Here is a 19,978-nt window from a genome sequence, read left to right on the forward strand (position 1 = left end):
CCCAGTCTGCAAGGCCGGGGGGCCTGAAAACCGGTGGAAATCAGGACTTCTTCTTGACGTAGTTATAGCAGGCGTTTTCGTGCCGGATCATGCTCACCAGCGTGTAAGCGCCGACGATAACGCCAAGTGCTGCGATGAGCATGAGGACGGCCGGCTTGTCCGCAAAGGTGAAGTAGGCCTCTGCGCCTTCCCAGGTGGTGATAGGTGCGCTGTTCATTGCATTCTCCTTGGCTGTGAGATCACTCGGCAGGCGAAACGTGAGGTTCGTTCTGGGCAAAGGCCGGAATATGCGATTCCGGATAGGCCATCGCAGGCACCTCTGTCTTGTCGAGGCCGACGAGTTCCGCATCGGGGCTGGCGCGCAGCAGGCCGAAAGCCTTGAGGACGTAGGATGCGGCATAGCCGGGGACGAAGCCGAGAACCGCGTAGACGACCATTGACGCGAACTGGCCCGTGAACGAGATCGCCGGTCCCTCCATGTTTGGATAACCCGACGCGAGAACGCCTACGGCCAGAATGCCCCAGATGCCGGTGAAGCCATGAACGGCGATGGCACCCACCGCATCGTCGATCTTGAACTTGCGGATCACGATGTCATTCAGCTTGGGAATGACGCAGCCGGCAGCGAACGAGTTGAGGAAGGCAAGGCCGGGGTAATAGAGGTCGAGGCCGGAGCCGGACGCGATGACGCCGATAAGGGCGCCGGACATCATCCAGAACGGGTCGCGGGTGACGAGATAGGCGCCGATCATGCCGCCGCCCACGCTCATGAGCGTGTTGAAGCCGAAGGCGGAAAGATTGGCGGGAGTGTTGTAGATCGTCGTCCAGCCCTCGGCCGTGTAGATGATGCAGCCGCCGAGGAAGCCGAAGAACCCCATGACGATCAGCATGAGACCGATCAGAGACATCGGCATGGAGTGGCCGGTGATCTCGTTGACCTTGCCATCGGCGCTGTAACGGCCGATGCGCGGGCCAAGGTTGAGGAGTACCCCGAGCGTAAAGAAACCGGCGATCATATGAACGGCGCCGGCGGCGGCAACATCATGGAAGCCGAAGGAGGTGACCAGCCAGCCCTGCGGGTGCCAGCCCCAGGCCGCACCGAGATTCCAGACAAAAGCGCCGCAAATGACAGCGAGAATGGTGAAGCCGGAAAGGCGGATACGTTCGATGCAGGCGCCCGACATGATTGACGCCGTCGTGGCGGCAAAGAGCGTGAAGGCGGCGTAGAAAATACCGGACGCCTGGTCCGCAACGTTCGGGCCCATGTTTTGCGACCAGGGCAGGCCGGCGGAAGCGGCTTCGGAAATGGTCAGGCCGGTCGGGAATGCGAGATAGATCCACCAGCCGACGAAGTAGAAGGCGGGAATGAGGAAGGCGAAAGCGAGCAGGTTCTTGATGCCCGACGCCAACGCGTTCTTGGAGCGCGACGCGCCCATTTCATAAGCTAGGAAGCCTGCGTGGATGGCGACCATCAGTGCGGTACACCACCAGTAGAAGATTTCGGCGTTAAGCGTGTGGGCAAGCGAAAGCGACTTTTCCAGCGCTTCGAGCTTTGCCGCCACGTCGACGGTTGTTTCAGTCATGGCGCGAGTTCCCCAATTATTGTTTAGGCTCCTCGCGGTATTTCATCCCCATATATTTTCTTGGCGGGAAATTTATGTGCCCAGCAATAAACTACACTCTTCGATCGTATTTGCTAGGGAGACGCGCGCTACTCACGATTTCGTGACATCGTGCTGCGACCGCGGAAATCGAAACGAAAAGCGGCCCGGATATTCACCGGGCCGCCTGTTCTCGAAAGGGGATATGTTGGTTGGTGCCGTTCAGCGTCTTCCGCGCGTCTTTTCCGGATAACAGATGATCGACAGGAAGCGGGCCGGAAGTTTGACGAGCACCTCGGGGCCGTGCGGGGCATCGGCATCGAAATAAAGACTGTCACCGGGCGTCATCGGGTAAAGCCGGTCGCCGTGGCGGTATTGAACCTCGCCCTCCAGCATGTAGAGAAACTCCAGCCCCTCGTGCTGGAAGGTCGGAAAGACGTCGGAACCAGTCGTCAGCGTGATGAGATAGGGTTCGACGACAACGCCCGCCGTGTTGTTGCCGATGTGGCCAAGCAGATTGTACTGATGGCCAGCGCGCGTGCCGCGGCGCTCAAGTTCCACGCCCTCGCCTGCCTTGACGTGAACGGCGTCGTGCTGTTCCTCAAAGCGTCGGAAAAAGGCTGTGACCTGCACACCAAGTGCCTGCGCCAGCGATTGCAGCGTCGTCAGGGATGGCGAGGTATTGCCATTCTCGATCTTGGACAACATGCCCAGCGAAATGCCGGTGGCCGAGGCAAGGTCGGCTCCCGTGATGCCCAGCTTCTTGCGAAGCGTGCGCACTTCGTGGCCGATGGCGCGCTCCAGATTGTTGTCGCGCGCGTCGTCGCGCACGGCATGCGGATTCTGAAACGGAAGCACTTCGCCCGGTGCGGCGGTCTTGGTCATCAAGGGGTCTCCTGCGGCTTTCCTCAAAGGAAACATTTTGTGGGGAGGTAATTCAAGTCAAATGATGCAATTTATTAGAGTTGGCCCCCGCTTTTGCCAACTTCGGATGTCTTTTTACCGGATAATCGCTCATTGGACCACTTTTTTGCATCCCGCTCGCTGCAATTTTCGCCGCCATGGACGGGGTGGACCGCAGGCCCTTGTCCGGCTTTCGTTTTTCCGTAAAGTGAAAGAACTGAAAGGGGAGGGCGGTTCATGTTCTATACGGCGCGACAGACGGAGATCGTGGCGCTTGCGAGATCGGAAGGGCGCGTGACCGTCGACGAGCTGGCAGCACGCTTTTCCGTGTCGCCGCAAACCATCCGCAAGGACCTTAACGACCTCTGCGATGCCCGTGCCCTGACCCGTGTTCATGGTGGCGCGGTGTTCCCGGGCGGAAACGAGAATGTGCGCTATGAGGCGCGGCGTTCCATGGCCTCTTCGGAAAAGCAGGAGATCGGTCGCGCGGCGGCGGCGATCATCTCCTCGAACGCCTCGCTTTTCATCAATATTGGGACGACGACCGAGGCCGTCAGCGAGGCCCTGATCGACCATGACGAATTGATGGTGATTACCAACAACATCAACGTGGCCAACCGATTGCGTCTTTCTGAGCGGATCGAGGTGGTGATTGCCGGTGGCGTGGTGCGCCGTTCGGATGGCGGTATCGTCGGAGAGGCGGCCGTCGATTTCATCCGGCAGTTCAAGGTCGATTTCGCAGTCATCGGCGTTTCCGCCATCGATGAGGATGGCGCACTGCTGGATTTCGACTATCGCGAGGTGAAAGTGGCGCAGGCGATCATCGCCAATGCCCGACATGTCATCCTGGTGTCGGATTCGTCCAAGTTCGAGCGAACGGCTCCCGTGCGGATCGGTCATCTCGGCCAGGTCCACACCTTCATAACGGATCACTGTCCATCGGACCGCATTCGCGCCCTGTGCGCCGAAAGCGATGTACGGCTGATTGAAACGCGGCCAGCGGCCTGACGCACGTTCGTTTCTCATTCGCTTATGTTCACTTCAGGCGTCCACTCTGCAAAGAGGAGAGATGAAGGAACGCGAGTGCGAGCCCTGCATGGCGGCTCGCCGCTCAGGAATTGGCCTGATGTTGGCCGGTGCGGGCCTTGGCAATCCAGGCCGCACCTTCACGGGCATAATGAAAGCCGTTGGAAAGCGGTGCGGCGGGATAGAGCGCCTCGAGCCGCTCCGCCGCCGCACCGGCTTCCATCGCGCCGTCCAGCACGGCGCGGTAGAGCGTGGCCACCGCCGACATGTCGCAGTCCTGTGGGGAAAGACGGAAGCGGGCAATGCCGGCGTCCGTCAGGTCCGCCGTTTCGCCGATCAGGGACTGGCACGAGTGCGAGAGGGTCTGCACGCCATTCAAGGTTAGAAATGGCTGCCGGTCGAGGGTTTTCACTGCCAATCCGTCAGGCTCGTCACCGCACACAAAGCGGCAATTATCCTTCACTGCGCCCTTGGCGCGGGCATGCGCGCAGCGGGCCGAAATGGCGAGTGGCACGCGCCCGAACGCGAAAATCTCGTAGTCCGCGCCGCCGGTAATGGCTGCGATCTTCTCGACGGAAGAGAAGGGCAGTTCCGGCGGCAAGCAGATGGTTTCGGCTCCCCGCGCGGCGAGAAGCTTTGCGGTCGCGGCGTTGTAGACGTTCACCAGGGGGCCGATGACGTGCGGCTTACCAGCCAGAAGATGCAGGGCCGAAAGGTCGTTCGCTTCCACCTTTCGGGTTGCTTCGCCAATCAACTCGCGCATCAGCCGGCTTTCGCGCTCAAGCGTTACAAGTGCGGGGGAAGAGAGGATCACTTCCTTGCCGGCGCGCTCCAGATGCACGATGACCTCTTCCATATACGGCGCGGTGAAATGATTGCGCTTGGAACAGATGGTCTCGCCGATCACGACGCGCGCAATCGGTGCCTCATGGGCGATCTTCTTATAGAAATCCCGCCATTTCGGGCCGTCCCAGAGAAAATAGACGGGACCAAGCGTTAGCGTTGCCATGCGCATTGTCATCTCCACCGCTTTTCATAGGCGCCGGTCGTCGTCTTGCCGCCCTCGCTCAGCGCCTCCAGCCGGGTGAGCAGCCGGGTGCGTTCCTGCGGCGTGGCGGAGAGCGCCTTGCGCAAGGTCGAAACAGCTTCTGCCACATAGGCTTTGCCGCGCTGGCGACCTTCGATCTTCAGCGCTGTCACGCCGGCTTGCGTTAGCGCATCGATCTCGTTCATCACGTCCAGCGAAACCGGGTCTTCGAAGGCGTACGCATGGGTGGAGGCAAGGTCGAAACGGCCCTTGCACAGCGTAGGATAGCCAGCGGCCTCGCCTTCCGGAAAGCGGTTGATCGTGTAATCGCCGAGTTTCGAGACGAGATCGTGACCCTCGGCCACATAGCGCACATGGCTGGCGGGGGAGCAGACGCCGTTCATGTTGGGTGACTTTGCTGTGGCATAGGAGGACAGCGAGCACCGCCCTTCCGCCATGACGCAAAGCCCGCCGAAGACGAAAACCTCGACCTCACAACGGATTTGCCGGGCAATGCGGGCTATATCGGCAATGGTCAGCGTGCGCGGCAGTACAACGCGGCGGGCGTTGAAGGCTTCGACGAGAAAGTTGATGGCATCCGGGTTCGAGGCGGACGCCTGCACCGAAACATGCAGCCGCTGTTCGGGATAGTGTTCGGCCACATGCGCCATCAGTCCGAAATCGGCAAGGATCAGGGCATCTGCGCCGGCGGCGACCGCATCGGCCGCGCCGCGATACCAGATGTCCTCATCGCCCGCGCGCATGAAGGTGTTAAGCGCGACAAACGTCTGCACGCCGCGCGCCTTGGCATAGGCGATGGCCTGTTTCAGTTCCGGGCGACTGAAGTTGAGGCCCGGGAAGTTGCGGGCATTGGTTTCGTCTCGGAAGCCGCAATAAACGGCGTCGGCGCCAGCCTCGACAGCTTCGCGGAAGGCGGCAGGCGTTCCTGCCGGGCAGATCAGTTCCATAGCGGGGGCTTTTCCTTGAGAACGCGCTTGCGGATTTCCACCATGGCGCGGGTCGCCGCGCCGGAAAACGGCCCTGCGAACACGGCGAGATCACGGGTCAGGTCGATGCCCGTGTCATCCAGCGCATTGCGCATGGCAAGCATGGCCTCCATATCGCCGGTCACGGTCAATTCACGCGAAAAGAAGAAGGCATCGGCATCGAGACGTCCTTCCAGCAGCGCCAGCAGCAGGAAAAGGGGGCCTTCCACGGCGGCATCGACGGCAAAGGGCGTCGATTTCGAAAAGACACGAAGGCTGGGCTTGACGGGATCGACCACGAAGCCGAACGGCAGATCGCTCGGCAGAAAAGCGAAGCGCCTGTTGCGATAGTCATCGAGCCGCTCGAACAGGCCGGGATGTGTCGTGACAAGCCGTTTAAGCAACCTGTTGGCCATTGCCTCGATCAGCGCAGGCGGAAGGGGCCGAGCCAGTCGGGCAAGCGTTGCGGGAAAAGCGGCGACGGAAGAGGGTGAAGCGTTCATAGGGGCTTTTTCTATCAGCCACCGCGCACGGACAATTTGAGCCATCGCAAAGCGAGGAATTTTTCCTTGGCCTCATCCGATATGAAAAACCGCCGCAACCGGTTGTCCGGTGCGGCGGTTATCAGGCCAACGCCAGGCGGTGCGCCGGCCTGAGCAGGGTTTCGGGCGCTTCAGCCCCGGCGGAAAAGCCTGCCCACGGCAATCAGGATACAGGCGCCGATGAAGCCGGCGACGAGATAGCCGATGGCGCCTGTCAGCACGACGCCCAGAATCGCCAGAAGAAAGTTTGCGACGACCGCACCGACCATGCCCAGCAGGATGTTCATGATGAGGCCCATATTGCTCTTCATGAACTGTTCCGCCAGCCAGCCGGCAACGCCGCCGATGATGATCGCTGAAATCCAGCCGATACCTGCAGCACCCATGTCCGTCTCCTTGTTGTTTTCGCAGAGTTAAACGGATGACACGGAATAAGGTTCCATAAGTTTCAATCGTTGCGGTGCTACCCAATCCGTTGCGAGTTGGTCTATGGTTTTGCAATCTCGTGCCGCCGGAGAGCGAAGTGACGCAAAATCATATCATCCACCCGCAGGACTTCCTTATCGACAAGGCCGCTCTTCAGGCGCGCCGCAGTTATAAATGGCGGCACTACCCTGCCGACGTGCTGCCGGCCTTTGTCGCTGATATGGACTTCAGGGTGGCGCCCGCAGTGCAGGCCGCGATTCTCGAGACGGTCGAGGCACAGGATTATGGCTATCCGTTGCGTGGCGGGGATCGTCCCCACTTGCCGCTGGCAACAGTTTTTGCGGAGCGGATGGCATTGCGTTATGGCTGGACCGTGCCGGCCGAACAGGTCATAGCGCTGGCCGACCTCGTGCAGGGCATTAACGCAGCGATCCTCGCCTTTTCAGAGCCGGGTGATGGCGTGATCGTACAGGTGCCCAACTATCCGCCCTTCCGTGAATCCATCCTGACCACGGGGCGGAAGCTTGTGCCGTTGGAGATGGTTCGTACGCAGGGCAGCTACGGCTTCGATCTTGAAACGTTGGAGGCGGTTATTGACGAACGCACCCGCATTCTGGTGCTTTGCAACCCGCAGAACCCGACGGGGCGAGCCTTTTCCCGCGCTGAGCTGGAGGCTGTTCTGGTCTTTGCCGAACGGCATGACCTGATCGTCCTGTCGGACGAAATTCACGCGGATCTCCTTTATCCGGGCGCTCGCCACATCCCCTTCGCCTCGCTGTCTGCAGCGGCCGCCGCGCGGACAGTGACACTGAGTTCGGCGACCAAGGGCTTCAATATTCCCGGCCTGCGTTGTGCTGTCGCCGCTTTTGGCACCGACGCGCTCCTGAAACGCTTTCACGACCGCGTTCCATCCCGGGTGCTGGGCTCGGTCAATCACATCGGCATCGACGCAACCATTGCAGCCTGGACGGAGGGGCAGGCGTGGCTGGATGGTGTCCTCGCGCATCTCAATGCGATGCGCGATCATGTGGCAGAAACACTGCGGCGGGAGTTGCCAGCCGTCAGGTTTCACCTGCCTGACGCGACCTATCTGCTGTGGCTGGATTGCACGGATCTGGGCATCGAGGGAACGGCCCACGACTTCTTCCTCGAGCACGCGCGGCTAGGCTTCAGCCCCGGCGAAGCCTTTCACCCCGACGGTGCAAAGCATGTCCGCATGAATTTCGCCACGTCGAAGCCCATTCTGGACGAGATTCTCGAGCGCATGGTGAAGGCGGCGCGCGCCAACCAGCGCTAGGATCAGGCCGCGTTTTGCGAACGGGCGTAAGCTGCCGCCGAGCCCGGCTCCCGGATCGTCTTGCGACGGTTCAGCTTGAAGCGGCGCACGAGGGCGGCGAGCGTTTCCGCACGTTCAGCAAGTGCCCGGCTGACCGAATTCATGCCGCCGACCATATCGATGTTCTCGTGTGACATGCGGTCGATGGCGTTGACGGCAGTGGATATTTCCGAAAGCTGCTCCGATTGCACCACGGATGCGCGGGCGATGGCTTCGATATTCTCATCGATGGTGTGAACGAAGGTTTCGATCCGCCGGAGCGCATCGCCGGTATCGTTGACCAGACGCACACCGTCCTTCACCTCGCCGGAAGAGTGGCTGATGAGGCGGGCGATTTCCTGCGCGGCCTGGGCTGAACGCTGGGCCAGCGCCCGTACCTCCTGCGCCACGACGGCAAAGCCCTTGCCGCTTTCCCCGGCGCGGGCCGCTTCCACGCCGGCATTGAGCGCGAGCAGGTTGGTCTGAAAGGCGATTTCATCGATCACGTCGATGATGCTGGAAATTTCCTTTGATGCGGCTTCGATACGGTCCATGGCCGCGACAGTCGAGTTGAGAACGGAGACGGAATCGGTTGCCGCCTGGCTTGCTTCGCGCACCAGAGTCCGCGTCTCGCTGGTACGAATGTGAGACTCGCGAATGGTCACGGTGATATTGTCGAGTGCCGTCGTGGTCTGACGAAGCGCTGTCACCTGCTGGTAGGTGCGTTGCTCAAGGCTGTCGGAACTGTCTCGCATGGCGTTACCGTCTTCGGTCAGGCTCGCGGTCTGGCTCAGAACCTGTTCCAGCGTCTCCTGGAATTTGCCGATAGACGTATTGAAGTCGTTGCGCAGGCTTTCGAATTCCGGCGTGAACGGATGGTCCATGGTGAAACGGATATTGCAATCGGACAACCGGTGCAGACCAGCAGCGAGTTCATTCATCGCCTTGACGCGGCCGGAGATATCCGTCGCGAACTTCACCACCTTGGTGACTTTGCCGGCCTCATCGAAAATTGGATTGTAGCTGGCCTGAATGAACACCTCTTCACCAGTTTTGGTAATGCGCGTGAACTGATCGGTCTGGAACTGGCCAGCGGCGAGCTTCGTCCAGAATGCGGCATAGGCGGCCGAATGGGCATAGGCCGGCTCACAGAACATGGAATGGTGGCGACCGACAATCTCGTCGCGCGTATAACCGAGAACGGACAGAAAGTTTTCGTTGGCATCGATAATCGTGCCGTCCGGCTTGAACTCGATGATTGCCTGCGATCGCGACAGCGCCTCCAGTTTTCCCGCGTCGTCCAGGGTCTTCGCCTTGGCACAGGTAATGTCGGTGGCAATCTTCACGACCTTGTAAGCGTGCTTGCCGCGAAAGACCGGGTTGTAGGTCGCCTCGATCCACACCGGCCGGCCGCCTTTGCCGTAACGCTTGTATTGCTTCTGCTCGAAGTGGCCTTCACCAAGGCGCGCCCAGAAGGCCGCGTATTCAGGTGTGCGGATCTCGTCCGGGTCAACGAAAAGGCTGTGATGCCTGCCGATGATCTCGCTTCGCGTGTACCCCATTGCGCGGCAAAAGTTCTCGTTTGCATCGAGAATATTGCCCTTCAGGTCGAACTCGATGATGGCGAGCGAGCGGCTCAAGGCTTGAAGAACGTTCTTCGAGTCCGGCGAAAAGCCGAGGGAAAGCGAAGGCATGGTGTGATCCGGCAGCAATCTGAATTGGATCGAATGTTACCAATTATACTTAAGATAGTGATAAGTGCCCCAAAAAACTGGAGCGTAATGATTGCATGGGTTCGCGATATGGTGTGCGAGCGTCATGTCGGAACAGCGCACGGATGACCGGTCCGCTCATCCGTGCGCTGTTTATGTCGGTGATCCGCTGTACGTCAGCCGGATTTCAGCAATTCGCGGATTTTTGCGACAGCCGAATCCGCAGCCTCGCCATAGCCGATCGTGCCTTTGAAATTGCCGCGGGAATCGAGCATCAGCACGGAGGCAGTATGGTCCATGGTGTAATCGCCGCCTTCGGTGGGAACCTTGCGGGCGAAGATACGCCAGGATTTCATGACCTTCTGCACCTCGGCGGGATCGCCGGTAATGCCGACGATGCGGTCGGTGAAGGCTGCGGCATAGTTGTGCATCAGTTCAGGTGTGTCCCGTTCCGGGTCAACGGAGAAGAAGAACGCCTTGAGGGGCTTGCCCTCTTCGCCAACCGTATCGAACCAGCCGGCCATCTCGTAAAGTGTGGTCGGGCACACTTCAGGGCAGCGGGTGAAGCCAAAAAAGATCAGCGAGGGGTGGCCCTGAAACGCCTGTTCGGTGATTGGTTTGCCGGTATCGTCTGTAAGATTGAAAGCGGTGCCGAACGCGACGGGTATGCGCTCGGGCGCGCTGCGCAGCACCCAGGTCATGACACCTGCGAGCAGCACGAGCGTGATGCTGAGAGCCACGATAATGTGGCGGATTGCATTGTTGCGTTTCATCTGGCCACGTCCTTTGCAGGGTGGGTGCGCAGAAAAAGGATCATTGTCATCTCCTTCGCGAAGCATTGGCTTCACGGATTTTCTCAACGGGTTCAGGCTGCCGGAGAAGCTGGAGGCGCGCGAGGTGCTGCGTGGTATTGAAGCGGGCGTCTAACCTCGGGCGGGGCGATTGCCGGACCCAGTCTGGCCACCTCCCTGAGAAGAGGCGGGGTTGTATCGCCGCAAGGTGTCGGAAGCAGGATCGCTGCCGCGAGGCGGCATGCTTCGCAGGCGCTGCCATAGAGCGGGTGATTGTGATCAGTGTCGCTGGCGAGGCAAATCGACGGAACAGACCCGTCCGGCAGCGTATAGAGCGCCACCTCCGTTGCGTCGTTTGCAGCGGATCGATGGGCAAAGCCGAAGACAAGCAGGCTCACGGCGCAAAGAATGCGCAACGCAAGTCCGAGCCGCTTCGCGGATTTGATCATGTTCCAGTCTCCATCGGCGGAGAGGTAGCGCGTTCGGCATGCGCCCACAATGCGGCAAATAGCCTGCTCTGCCGTGCGTCCGACGTCGCAGAGCGCGACAATAAAGATGGGGCTAAAATATAAAGCGTTTATTTACCCGTATTGTCGATATTACTTGCGATTGTCTTTTAAGGAGACATTCGCGCCGAACGATGCAGGTCGGACGAACAGATGCAATGAGAGCATGACGGCTTTTCAGACGCATTGCGATCGGAACGATTACAAAGACTCGGGTGCCGCGCATGTCGAAAAGTCTATCGCATCTCGTCAGCATGATCATGGTTTCGCTCATCATCGGACTGGTGGCGCTGCTCGTGATCGGAAACCATGTCGTTTCCAGCTTGCAGATCGGCAGCCCCATGTATCGGGAGATCATCGACGGCAAGGATGTCATTGCCGACGTTCTTCCGCCGCCGCTGTTTGTCACCGAAGCCTATATGCTCAGTCTCGAGACCGGCGCTTATCCCGAAAAGCGGGTTGAGAATGCGGCCAAGCTCGCAGAACTCAAGAAGGAATTTCTCGACCGCGAAGCCTATTGGAAGCGCGAGGGATTGCAGCCAGACCTGCAGGCGCAGCTTGATGGTCAGGTCATTCCCACCGGCAAGGCGTTCTGGGCACTCATCGACAAAACCGGCCTTGCCGATCCGAATGCATCGATGGATGCAGCAGTGGCGGCGCTGCCCGCCATCACCAAGGCATTCTACGTCCACCGCACGGAGGTGGTGAAACTGGTGGACATTGCCGGGGCGCATCTCACATCCGTTGAGCACAATGCCCGGACTTCCGTTACATTCTGGAACATCGTTGCCATGGTTGCCGGCGGCCTCAGCGTTGCTGGTTGTGTGCTGGGTGGCGCGCTTATTCGCCACCGCGCCATTCAGCCGGTGGCGCGGATGACCGGTATTATGGGAGACCTCGCTGGCGGCAACCTCGATATCGTCGTGCCTGTCAGCGGTCGCCGCGATGAAGTCGGCAAGATGGCAGAAGTCATCGAAGTGTTTCGCCGGTCCGCCCTCGAACGTGAAAAGCTGCAATCCGAGGCGGAGGCCATGCGCCGACAGGGCGAAACCGACCGCATTGCCGCCCAGGAAAAGGCAGAGAAGGACGCGGCCCATCGCCTCAAGGTGGCAACCGCCGGTCTCGCGGGCGGACTCGATAAACTGGCCCACGGTGATCTCGCCGTCCGCCTCAATGATCGCTTCGCCGAGGATTTCGAAACGTTGCGCGCCGATTTCAACGGCTCCGTGGGGCGTCTCGGGGATGCCTTCATCCGCATCGCCCACTGCGCTGGCAATCTGAACGGCGCTTCGGTTGAAATGTCGAACGCTGCGAACGACCTTTCCCGACGTACAGAGGTTCAGGCCGCTTCACTGGAAGAGACGGCTGCCGCGCTCGATCAGATTTCGGTCAACGTAAAGAATTCCGCCAAGCGTAGCGGCGAGGCCCGGTCGGTTACGGGGCAGGCAACGAAAAGCGCCGCCCGTTCCGCGGAGGTCGTGGAAGCGGCGCGGGGCGCGATGCAGAGGATCGAGGACAGTTCACGCGAGATTACCAACATTATTGGCGTGATCGACGAGATTGCATTCCAGACCAATCTGTTGGCGCTGAATGCCGGTGTCGAAGCGGCCCGTGCCGGCGAGGCTGGCAAGGGGTTTGCAGTCGTGGCGCAGGAAGTGCGCCAGTTGGCCCAGCGTTCGGCCGAGGCCTCTAGGGAGATTCGCGCCTTGATTACCAAATCGAGCGACAACGTGGGCGATGGTGTTGAGCTGGTGGCGCGAACGGGAACGGCACTTGCCGAAATAGGCGGCTTCATCGCCGAGATTGAGACCCATATCGATGCGATCGCCACGGCTGCGCATGAACAGTCGGCGGGTGTTGCCGAGGTCAACAATGCGGTCAACCAGCTTGATCAGATGACCCAGAAGAATGCGGCCATGGCGGAAGAGCAGACTGCTGCCGCGATGACGCTGGCGACGGAGGCCGGCGAACTGGCGTCATTGGTCGGAGCTTTCCGCCTGCCAATGGCGGGCGATGCCGATCGGCAATCCTGGGCTCTCGCCTCGTAAAGCGAGAACCCTCCGGATTTCAGCCGATGACCTGAGCGATCCAGTCGTTCAGGTTATAGGTGTTTGAAATGCGGGCGACCTTGCCGTCGCGGATTTCGAAGAAGGCGCCGGCGGGAAGAATGTACTTCTGGCCATTGGCTTCCGGCAGGCCCTCGTCCGTCACGAGATATTCGCCATTGACGACGAACTCGGCGGCCCCGCGCGTGCCTTCGGCATTTTCCATGATGACGATGTCGGTCAGGACTTCGCGATAGCAGTGGTTCATGTGCTCCATGAATGCGGCAAAGGCCTGCTTGCCAGCCTGACGCCCACCCTGGTTGATATCATGCGCGACATCATCCGTCAGAAGTGCGAGGAATGCTTCCATATCCTGCTTGTTGAAGGCATCATAATAGGCGCGAATGACGTCGGTGGCGCTCATCGTGTTTCCCTGCTGTCTGAAAAGGCATAGCTAAATCGAAACCGATTTCCTATAGCAGGGCCGAGGCGTTGCATAGTACGGAAATACACATGCGAATTCTGGTGCGTCAGGGCTGCGACATTACACCTTTCATCGATGATCTTGCCCGGCTGCGGATATCGGTGTTTCGCTCGTTTCCCTATCTTTACGAGGGAACCCTCGAATACGAACAAACCTATGTCGCGACCTACGCGGCCTCGCCCGACAGCGTGTTCGTGTTGGCGCTGGATGGGGATTCCGTCGTCGGGGCTTCGACGGGCCTGCCCATGGCGGATGAAACGGTGGAGTTCAAGGCGCCCTTCCTCAAGGGTGGCTTCGATCCGCAACGCATCTTCTACTTCGGTGAATCGGTACTGATGCCTTCCTATCGCGGTCTGGGCATCGGCGTACGCTTCTTCGAGGAGCGCGAGGCGCATGCCCGCCGCCTCGAACGTTTCGACATATGTTGTTTCTGTGCCGTCGAGCGTCCCGTCGATCACCCGCTTCGCCCGGCCGACTATCAGCCGCTCGATGCCTTCTGGGCGCATCGCGGCTATATTCACCACCCGGAGCTGAGAACCGAATATGTCTGGCGCGACCTTGGCGAGGCCGGGGAAACCGCCAAACCCATGTCTTTCTGGATGAAGGAAATCCGCTGATGGTGAAGTTTGCAGCCTGCCAGTATGCCATAGAGCTTTTCGCGGATTGGGAGGCCTATGCCGCACATCTGGATGCTCTGGTGGGTCAAGCGGTTGCCTCTGGAGCCGAGTTGTTGCTCCTGCCGGAATATTCCGCGATGACGTTGACCGGACTTCTTCCGGAGCAGGAACGCGGCGATCTGCAGAAGTCGATCTTCGGCATTCAGCCGCTCATTCCGCGTTGGCTGGAACTGTGCGAGGATCTCACTCGCCGACACTCTGTCCTGTTTTGCCCCGGGTCGGCACCGGTGGCCGATCCCGACGGTAAATATCGCAATCGGGCCTTCCTGTTCGGACCGGATGGATCGCTTGGCCATCAGGACAAGATCATGATGACCCGCTTCGAGCGCGAGCAATGGTTCATCGCCGGCGGTATCGATGGTTTGCGCACCTTCGAAACGCCGTTTGGACGCCTCGGAATTCTCATCTGTTATGACAATGAATTTCCGATGCTGGCCCGCCGACTGGCAGAAATGGGTGTCGATCTCGTGCTGGCGCCAAGCTGTACGGACACGGAGGCGGGCTATCATCGCGTTCGCATCGGTGCACAGGCGCGAGCACTGGAAAACCAGTTTGCCGTGCTCGTTTCGCCAACCGCGGGTTTCGCGCCCTGGTCGCCGGCGGTGGACGAGAATGCAGGGCGTGCGGCACTTTATGTGCCCGCCGATTACGGTATGCCGCCGAGCGGTGTCTGGGCAGAAAGCGAGGCCATCTTCACTCCCGACAGCCGGTGGCTCTATGGCGAAATCGATCTTGCCGAGGTCGCGAAGCTTCGCAAGGAGGGGCAGGTCGCGCTTTATCGCGACTGGCCCGAGCAGTTCATGGTTTGATCGCTCGCGGCCTCAGTCGATCAGTGTTCTATCGTAGGCTGCAACAATCCGCGTCGTCAGTGCCCGATAATCGCCGTCAAAATGGTGTCCGCCGGTCAGTCTGACGATCTCGGCCCCTGTGCCGTCGAGGCCAGGGCAGCCGCTCTCCGTGTCCTCCTCGCCGTAGATGCACTGGAGGATGCCCGAGGGAATGTTACGGGCGTCCGCGATCGGGTCTCCACCGCGTCCTTCCGGCGGCTTGCCGGCCCAACCAAGAACGGACACCTGAAAGTCGGCTTTCTTTTCGATCGAGAGCAGTGAAACGAGCTTCACCTTGTTCCGGTGCGCTTCGTCCATGGCCAGATAGGTCGCGGGCATGACATTGGCACCGAAGGAATAGCCGATGAGCAGGATATCCGTCGATCCGTTGCGGGTCGCATGAGTATCGATGATGCCCTGAAGCGCAGCCGCCGTTTCATTGGCCGTACGCTCTTTCCAGAAATAGCGCAGTGCATCGAGGCCGACGGAAGGGATGCCATCGTCCTGAAGAAAGGCGGCGATCTTCTGGTCGATGTCCCGCCAGCCGCCATCGCCAGAAATGATGATGGCGAGGGCCCGGCGGTCGCCCGTGGCGTCGAGGACGGTAACGGGCAGTCCATTGGAAGCGGTCCTTGCGTCCTTGATGCGGGCCGACAGTGCTGATGCCAGAACAGCCTCCGCGTCGCCGGAAACATGCGTGATGGTCAACAGCGGCAGCGGCGCTAAACCTGCCAGCGGCACGTCACCCTGCGCCTTTTCCGTTAGGCTAATGTCGACCGGATTGGCTAACCCGCTCTCCGGCAGGCCATAGCGCATGCCGCCGGCAACCCGTTTCTTGTCGGCGGGGGTGCAGAGTTGCTTGTCCAGTCGCACGAAGGCTTCCGGGTCCACGGCAATTGTTCGCTCCACCGTCGCATCGGGGGTCTGGGCGGCGATGGCCAACGCCAGCGCCCCGCCAGCGCCGTGCCCGGCGATGATCGGGGCACGGTAGGTCCCGTCGCCAAACCGCCGCTGGATCTGCTTGCTCAGGCTTTCGATAGGGGCAACGAGATAGGCGCAATCCTGTGCCTCGGATTGAAGCGCGGCGAGCCATTGCGGCTGATCGATGCCGATGACGATGGCGCCTTCGTCGCTCAGGCTTTCCGCCATCCGGCTATCGGCCTGTGTCCAACCGTCGCTGTCGGAGAGAAGGACGATTTCGGAAACCGCTTCGCCTTCCGGCAGCAGGACGAGCGGATCGGGAATGCCGCCGGTCTTGAGGCGCGTCTCGTCGAGATCCGAACCGAGGCCGGTCAGAAGCGCCAGCGCCGCAAAGACACCGGTAATGGCGCGTTTCATCGACGGAATATCCCCGACAGCCCGCCGGCGATCAGCGTTGCGGTCGCCGCTGCGGAGAGATAGGGGTTGGAGCCGGCGGGAACGGCGATGTAGCGCGGGCGCCACTCCGGCTCGAATTTGGCCTTGAAGCTGTAGAGCCCCTGGAACCCATAGAAACGGTTGCCGTTGCGGGCGACGAATGCGCCGGTTCGCTCCCAGAGCGTTGCTGTCGTCCCGGAGCGAAGACCGGACAACGGCGCCATGCCCAGGTTCAGCGTCTCGAAGCCCCTGACTTTCAGGTCCTCGATCAGGCGTACCATGAGGAAGTCCATTGCACCCCGGTGGGCGCCCGGCAAAAAGCGCATGAGGTCAACGAAAGCCGCTCCTTTTTCCGTTGTCAGCACATTGGCGAAGGCGACGATGTGGCCGTCCATCCGAACGATTGCGACTGGAGAGGTTGCGACGTAAGCGGGGTTGAAAGCTCCGAGCGAGAAGCGCTTTTCACGCGTGCCGCCATGGGCCAGCCATGCATCTGAAATTGTACGCAGTTCATCGAGAACGGAGGGCACATTATCAGGCGACAGGAATTCGTAGGTCAAACCGTCGCGGGTGGCGCGGTTGATCGCCCGGCGCAGGTTGGCCCAGTCGCCGCCACTCATGGTAAAAGCTGGCAGCGTGATTTCCGCCAATTCACCCAGCTTGTAACCGCGAATGCCGGCCATGGCGCTGGAGGAAAGAAAAGCTTCGGATACCTGATAGAAAACGGGGATGCAGTTGCGGCGGCGTGCGAGCGAACGAAAGGCGCTGGTCAGTTCGTTCCAGTTAGCGCTCGGGCCGACGGGATCGAACAGGGCGATGAGCTTGCCGCCCTGACGCGCATACATCAGGAAACTCTTGCCATCGGCAGACCAAAGAACTTGCTTGTCGCCAAGTCTTACCAGTTGGGCGTCAGCGGCGGTTCCATCGTTTGCCACGCTGACGGCGCGCGCCATTTCCGTGCCGGACAAGGGTTTCTGGCGCGAAAGTTTGGGCAAGAGGGGAAGGCCGGCGAAAAGTCCGACCTCCCGTTGGCGCACCTGCAAGGTAGCAAGCGCGAGGGAAAGGACGGCCAGTTCATCCAGAAAAGCTTCGTGGAACATGCAGAAGGTCAGGGCGCGAATGCCGATGCGGGCAGCGTGCCTCAGGAATCCGTATCGCCGTTCCGATCCGCCGGGCATGTCCAGCGTCGGTTCGTCCTGCCTTGCCTGTTTGGTGGACCAGCCACCGACCGCATACCACCCGCGCAGTGCAATATGCAGCATGTACCCTCCTGTTGTTCCACCGCCGCCGGAAGTGGGCAGATAAGCAGAAAATAACTTCGATTTTACGAAGGCCGAACATCGGCTTTCGTTCCTTGTTTTTCGGGGTCGAGGCCGTCCCCGGAATGGCTACAGCCCACGCGATAAAGAGGCGGCGGAGAAACTTGTCAATGGTCGACGCGAACTCCCGCCTGCGAATGGTTTCCCATTTCTCAGGAGCGGCATTCGACCTGTTGCGTTTTTCATCATTGCTGTCTTTTTCGTTCATTTTGCCGATGCACTCTTGGCGGATAAAGCTTACGCTGGCCTTGCACGCCGGGAAGAACGCACGCAGAGGAGGCAATCCGCCATGCTATTTCACACCGAACCCGTTCGCCTGAACCGCCGTACGCTGCTGGGCGGCATTGCCGCATCTTCGGCGCTGGTGTTCCTGCATCCCTTTGCTGCGCGGGCTGCGGCGAATCAGGCCCATCTGCGCATCATGGAAACGACGGACATTCACGTTCACGTCTTTCCCTATGATTACTATGCCGACAAGCCGAACGACACGCTGGGTCTTGCCCGCACCGCCGCCATCATTGACTCGATCCGCGCCGAGGCAGGCAACTCGATGCTGGTGGATAATGGCGATTTTCTTCAGGGTAATCCGCTCGGCGATTACATTGCCTATGAGCGTGGCATGAAGTCAGGTGACATGCATCCGGTCGTGCAGGCGATGAACGTGTTGGGTTACGAGTGCGGCACACTTGGCAATCACGAGTTCAATTTCGGCCTCGATTTCATGTTCAATACGCTGGCCGGCGCGAAGCATCCTTATGTCTGCGCAAACCTTACCAAGGGGCAGCTTGCCGCCGATCCGAAGAACGACGACCTGTTTTTCAAGCCCTATGTTATCCTTGAAAAGGAGATCGTCGATGGGAGCGGCGCAAAGAGCCTCGTCAAGGTCGGCGTCATCGGCTTCGTGCCGCCGCAGATCATGCTGTGGGATGCGAAGAACCTCGAAGGCAAGGCTCAGACCCGCGATATCGTGGATGCAGCCAAGGCCTGGGTGCCGGTGATGAAAGAGGAGGGCGCCGACATCGTGATCGCGCTCTCCCACTCCGGTATCGATGGCAAGGGGCAGAGCGAGCGCATGGAAAACGCCTCGCTCTATCTCGCCGGTGTTTCTGGTATCGACGCCGTATTCACCGGTCACCAGCATCTCGTCTTCCCCGGCCCGAAGACGTGGGACGGTATAGCCGGCGCCGATCCGGTGAAGGGCACGCTGATGGGTAAGCCAGCGGTGATGGCCGGTTTCTGGGGCTCGCATCTTGGCCTCATCGATCTCCTGATCGAAAAGGATGGCAAGGGCTGGAAGATCGTGGACTTCACGACGGAAGCGCGTCCGATCTATCACCGCGACGAGAACCGCAAGATCGTCGCTGATGTGAAGGACAAGCCGGAAGTGACAGCTTCCATTCAGGCGGAACATGACGCCACACTCGCCTATGTGCGCCGGGCCGTCGGCAAGACGTCTGCACCCCTCTATTCCTATTTCGCGCTGGTGGCGGACGATCCCTCCGTGCAGATCGTTTCCAATGCGCAGACCTGGTACATCAAGGACATGCTGAAAGAGGGGCCTTACAAGGATCTGCCCGTGCTTTCGGCTGCGGCGCCCTTCAAGGCTGGCGGCCGTGGCGGCGCGGACTACTATACGGACGTTCCGGCGGGGGACATCGCCATCAAGAACGTTGCGGACCTCTATCTTTATCCGAATACGGTGCAAGTGGTGCTGGTCACCGGCGCGCAGGTGAAGAACTGGCTCGAAATGTCGGCGGGAATGTTCAATCAGGTGAAGCCGGGCGACAAGGATGTAGCGCTGCTCAATCCTGATTTCCCGTCCTACAATTACGACGTGATCGATGGCGTTACCTACCGGATCGACCTTGCGCAACCCGCCCGCTTCGACAAGGACGGCAAGTTGGCGAACCCTGAGGCAAATCGCATCGTCGCGCTTGCCTTCGAGGGCAAGCCGGTCGATCCGGAGCAGAAGTTCGTGGTGGCGACGAACAATTATCGCGCCGGCGGTGGCGGCAAGTTCCCGGAAATCGCCGCCGACAAGGTGATCTTCGTTGCGCCCGATACGAACCGCGATGTCATCGTTCGCTATATCGTTGCGGAAGGCACGATCAATCCCTCGGCCGACGCCAACTGGTCGTTCGCACCCGTGAAAGATGCTACGGCGTTGTTCGAGACGGGCCCCAAGGCGAGGGCCTATGCGGCCGACGTCAAGGGCACGAAGATCGAGGATGCCGGTGACGGTGACAACGGCTTCGCAAAATTCCGGCTCGTGCTCTGAAATCGCACATGCAACGGGTGTCGCGCTCCGGCGGCGTCCGTTGCGTACTACTCTAGCTGTTCAGTCCCGGCATTTGATGATGCGGATTGAGTTTAAACCGTTTTGGCTCTGTTGCCCAGATTTTGCAGATGAATTCGTAGGGCGTCAGGCCGCGCAG

At 60.1% G+C, this 19,978-nt stretch carries 18 protein-coding genes and 1 pseudogene; 6 read left to right on the forward strand and 13 right to left on the reverse strand.

The genetic code is table 11. The features are described 5' to 3' along the window. Positions 1-40 precede the first annotated feature (40 nt). From GGQ66_RS20810 to GGQ66_RS20820, 3 genes are all read right to left on the reverse strand, one after another. Positions 41-217, reverse strand: a complete 177-nt coding sequence (locus GGQ66_RS20810) for a hypothetical protein (RefSeq protein WP_183795276.1) — start codon at positions 215-217, stop codon at positions 41-43. A 22-nt stretch (positions 218-239) separates the two neighbouring features. Continuing rightward, a complete protein-coding gene (locus GGQ66_RS20815) occupies positions 240-1,583 on the reverse strand; it encodes an ammonium transporter (protein ID WP_183795278.1) in 1,344 nt (447 codons plus the stop codon). Positions 1,584-1,823: 240 nt separating this feature from the next. After that, complete coding sequence (locus GGQ66_RS20820; RefSeq protein WP_183795280.1) at positions 1,824-2,486, reverse strand: helix-turn-helix domain-containing protein; 663 nt, start codon at positions 2,484-2,486, stop codon at positions 1,824-1,826. Between the two features lie 255 nt (positions 2,487-2,741). Here GGQ66_RS20820 and GGQ66_RS20825 point away from each other — a divergent pair, with 255 nt between their 5' ends. Continuing rightward, positions 2,742-3,512: a DeoR/GlpR family DNA-binding transcription regulator gene (locus GGQ66_RS20825; protein WP_183795282.1), complete on the forward strand. Its 771-nt coding sequence runs from the start codon at positions 2,742-2,744 to the stop codon at positions 3,510-3,512. A 103-nt stretch (positions 3,513-3,615) separates the two neighbouring features. Here the strand turns inward: GGQ66_RS20825 and ubiV are convergent, their stop codons facing one another. From ubiV to GGQ66_RS20845, 4 genes are all read right to left on the reverse strand, one after another. Continuing rightward, complete coding sequence (gene ubiV / locus GGQ66_RS20830) at positions 3,616-4,551, reverse strand: ubiquinone anaerobic biosynthesis protein UbiV (RefSeq protein ID WP_370686400.1); 936 nt, start codon at positions 4,549-4,551, stop codon at positions 3,616-3,618. Next, positions 4,548-5,525 (reverse strand): ubiquinone anaerobic biosynthesis protein UbiU, encoded by a 978-nt coding sequence (ubiU, locus tag GGQ66_RS20835; RefSeq protein WP_183795286.1) that lies wholly within the window; start codon positions 5,523-5,525, stop codon positions 4,548-4,550. Before ubiU ends, ubiV begins: the two co-directional genes overlap by 4 nt. Beyond that, complete coding sequence (ubiT, locus tag GGQ66_RS20840; protein WP_183795288.1) at positions 5,516-6,046, reverse strand: ubiquinone anaerobic biosynthesis accessory factor UbiT; 531 nt, start codon at positions 6,044-6,046, stop codon at positions 5,516-5,518. The genes ubiU and ubiT overlap by 10 nt, the downstream gene beginning before the upstream one ends. A gap of 170 nt (positions 6,047-6,216) precedes the next feature. Continuing rightward, complete coding sequence (locus GGQ66_RS20845) at positions 6,217-6,471, reverse strand: GlsB/YeaQ/YmgE family stress response membrane protein (RefSeq protein ID WP_183795290.1); 255 nt, start codon at positions 6,469-6,471, stop codon at positions 6,217-6,219. A 137-nt stretch (positions 6,472-6,608) separates the two neighbouring features. On the opposite strand from GGQ66_RS20845, the gene GGQ66_RS20850 reads away from it, so the two are divergent. Beyond that, on the forward strand, positions 6,609-7,808 hold the full coding sequence (locus GGQ66_RS20850; RefSeq protein ID WP_183795292.1) for a MalY/PatB family protein: 1,200 nt from the start codon (positions 6,609-6,611) through the stop codon (positions 7,806-7,808). A 2-nt stretch (positions 7,809-7,810) separates the two neighbouring features. Here GGQ66_RS20850 and GGQ66_RS20855 read toward each other — a convergent pair whose 3' ends face one another. Then, complete coding sequence (locus GGQ66_RS20855) at positions 7,811-9,520, reverse strand: methyl-accepting chemotaxis protein (RefSeq protein WP_183795294.1); 1,710 nt, start codon at positions 9,518-9,520, stop codon at positions 7,811-7,813. A gap of 194 nt (positions 9,521-9,714) precedes the next feature. Further along, the gene (locus tag GGQ66_RS20860) at positions 9,715-10,311 is read right to left on the reverse strand and encodes an SCO family protein (RefSeq protein ID WP_183795296.1); all 597 of its coding nucleotides are present in this window, start codon (positions 10,309-10,311) and stop codon (positions 9,715-9,717) included. 748 nt (positions 10,312-11,059) lie between these two features. Between GGQ66_RS20860 and GGQ66_RS20865 the strand changes: the two genes are divergently transcribed. Then, the gene (locus GGQ66_RS20865; RefSeq protein WP_183795298.1) at positions 11,060-12,883 is read left to right on the forward strand and encodes a methyl-accepting chemotaxis protein; all 1,824 of its coding nucleotides are present in this window, start codon (positions 11,060-11,062) and stop codon (positions 12,881-12,883) included. Positions 12,884-12,902: 19 nt separating this feature from the next. Here the strand turns inward: GGQ66_RS20865 and GGQ66_RS20870 are convergent, their stop codons facing one another. Further along, positions 12,903-13,304, reverse strand: a complete 402-nt coding sequence (locus GGQ66_RS20870; protein WP_183795300.1) for a ketosteroid isomerase-related protein — start codon at positions 13,302-13,304, stop codon at positions 12,903-12,905. Between the two features lie 89 nt (positions 13,305-13,393). On the opposite strand from GGQ66_RS20870, the gene GGQ66_RS20875 reads away from it, so the two are divergent. Both GGQ66_RS20875 and GGQ66_RS20880 read left to right on the forward strand, forming a co-directional pair. Then, the gene (locus GGQ66_RS20875; RefSeq protein ID WP_183795302.1) at positions 13,394-13,981 is read left to right on the forward strand and encodes a GNAT family N-acetyltransferase; all 588 of its coding nucleotides are present in this window, start codon (positions 13,394-13,396) and stop codon (positions 13,979-13,981) included. Then, the gene (locus GGQ66_RS20880) at positions 13,981-14,850 is read left to right on the forward strand and encodes a carbon-nitrogen hydrolase family protein (protein ID WP_183795304.1); all 870 of its coding nucleotides are present in this window, start codon (positions 13,981-13,983) and stop codon (positions 14,848-14,850) included. Before GGQ66_RS20875 ends, GGQ66_RS20880 begins: the two co-directional genes overlap by 1 nt. A 12-nt stretch (positions 14,851-14,862) precedes the next feature. Here the strand turns inward: GGQ66_RS20880 and GGQ66_RS20885 are convergent, their stop codons facing one another. Continuing rightward, entirely contained in the window at positions 14,863-16,206 is a 1,344-nt protein-coding gene (locus GGQ66_RS20885) for an AcvB/VirJ family lysyl-phosphatidylglycerol hydrolase (protein WP_183795306.1), read from the reverse strand. Continuing rightward, positions 16,203-17,486 carry a phosphatidylglycerol lysyltransferase domain-containing protein gene (locus tag GGQ66_RS20890; protein WP_183795308.1) on the reverse strand — a complete coding sequence of 428 codons (1,284 nt, stop codon included), beginning with the start codon at positions 17,484-17,486 and terminating at the stop codon, positions 16,203-16,205. The genes GGQ66_RS20885 and GGQ66_RS20890 overlap by 4 nt, the downstream gene beginning before the upstream one ends. A gap of 346 nt (positions 17,487-17,832) precedes the next feature. Between GGQ66_RS20890 and GGQ66_RS20895 the strand changes: the two genes are divergently transcribed. After that, on the forward strand, positions 17,833-19,821 hold the full coding sequence (locus GGQ66_RS20895; protein ID WP_183795310.1) for a bifunctional 2',3'-cyclic-nucleotide 2'-phosphodiesterase/3'-nucleotidase: 1,989 nt from the start codon (positions 17,833-17,835) through the stop codon (positions 19,819-19,821). Between the two features lie 52 nt (positions 19,822-19,873). On the opposite strand, the pseudogene GGQ66_RS20900 reads toward GGQ66_RS20895, so the two are convergent. Beyond that, positions 19,874-19,978: pseudogene (locus GGQ66_RS20900) on the reverse strand (IS481 family transposase); the annotation flags it as partial.

The organism is Allorhizobium borbori (genome assembly GCF_014196535.1).
Taxonomy (GTDB): Bacteria; Pseudomonadota; Alphaproteobacteria; order Rhizobiales; family Rhizobiaceae; genus Ectorhizobium; species Ectorhizobium borbori.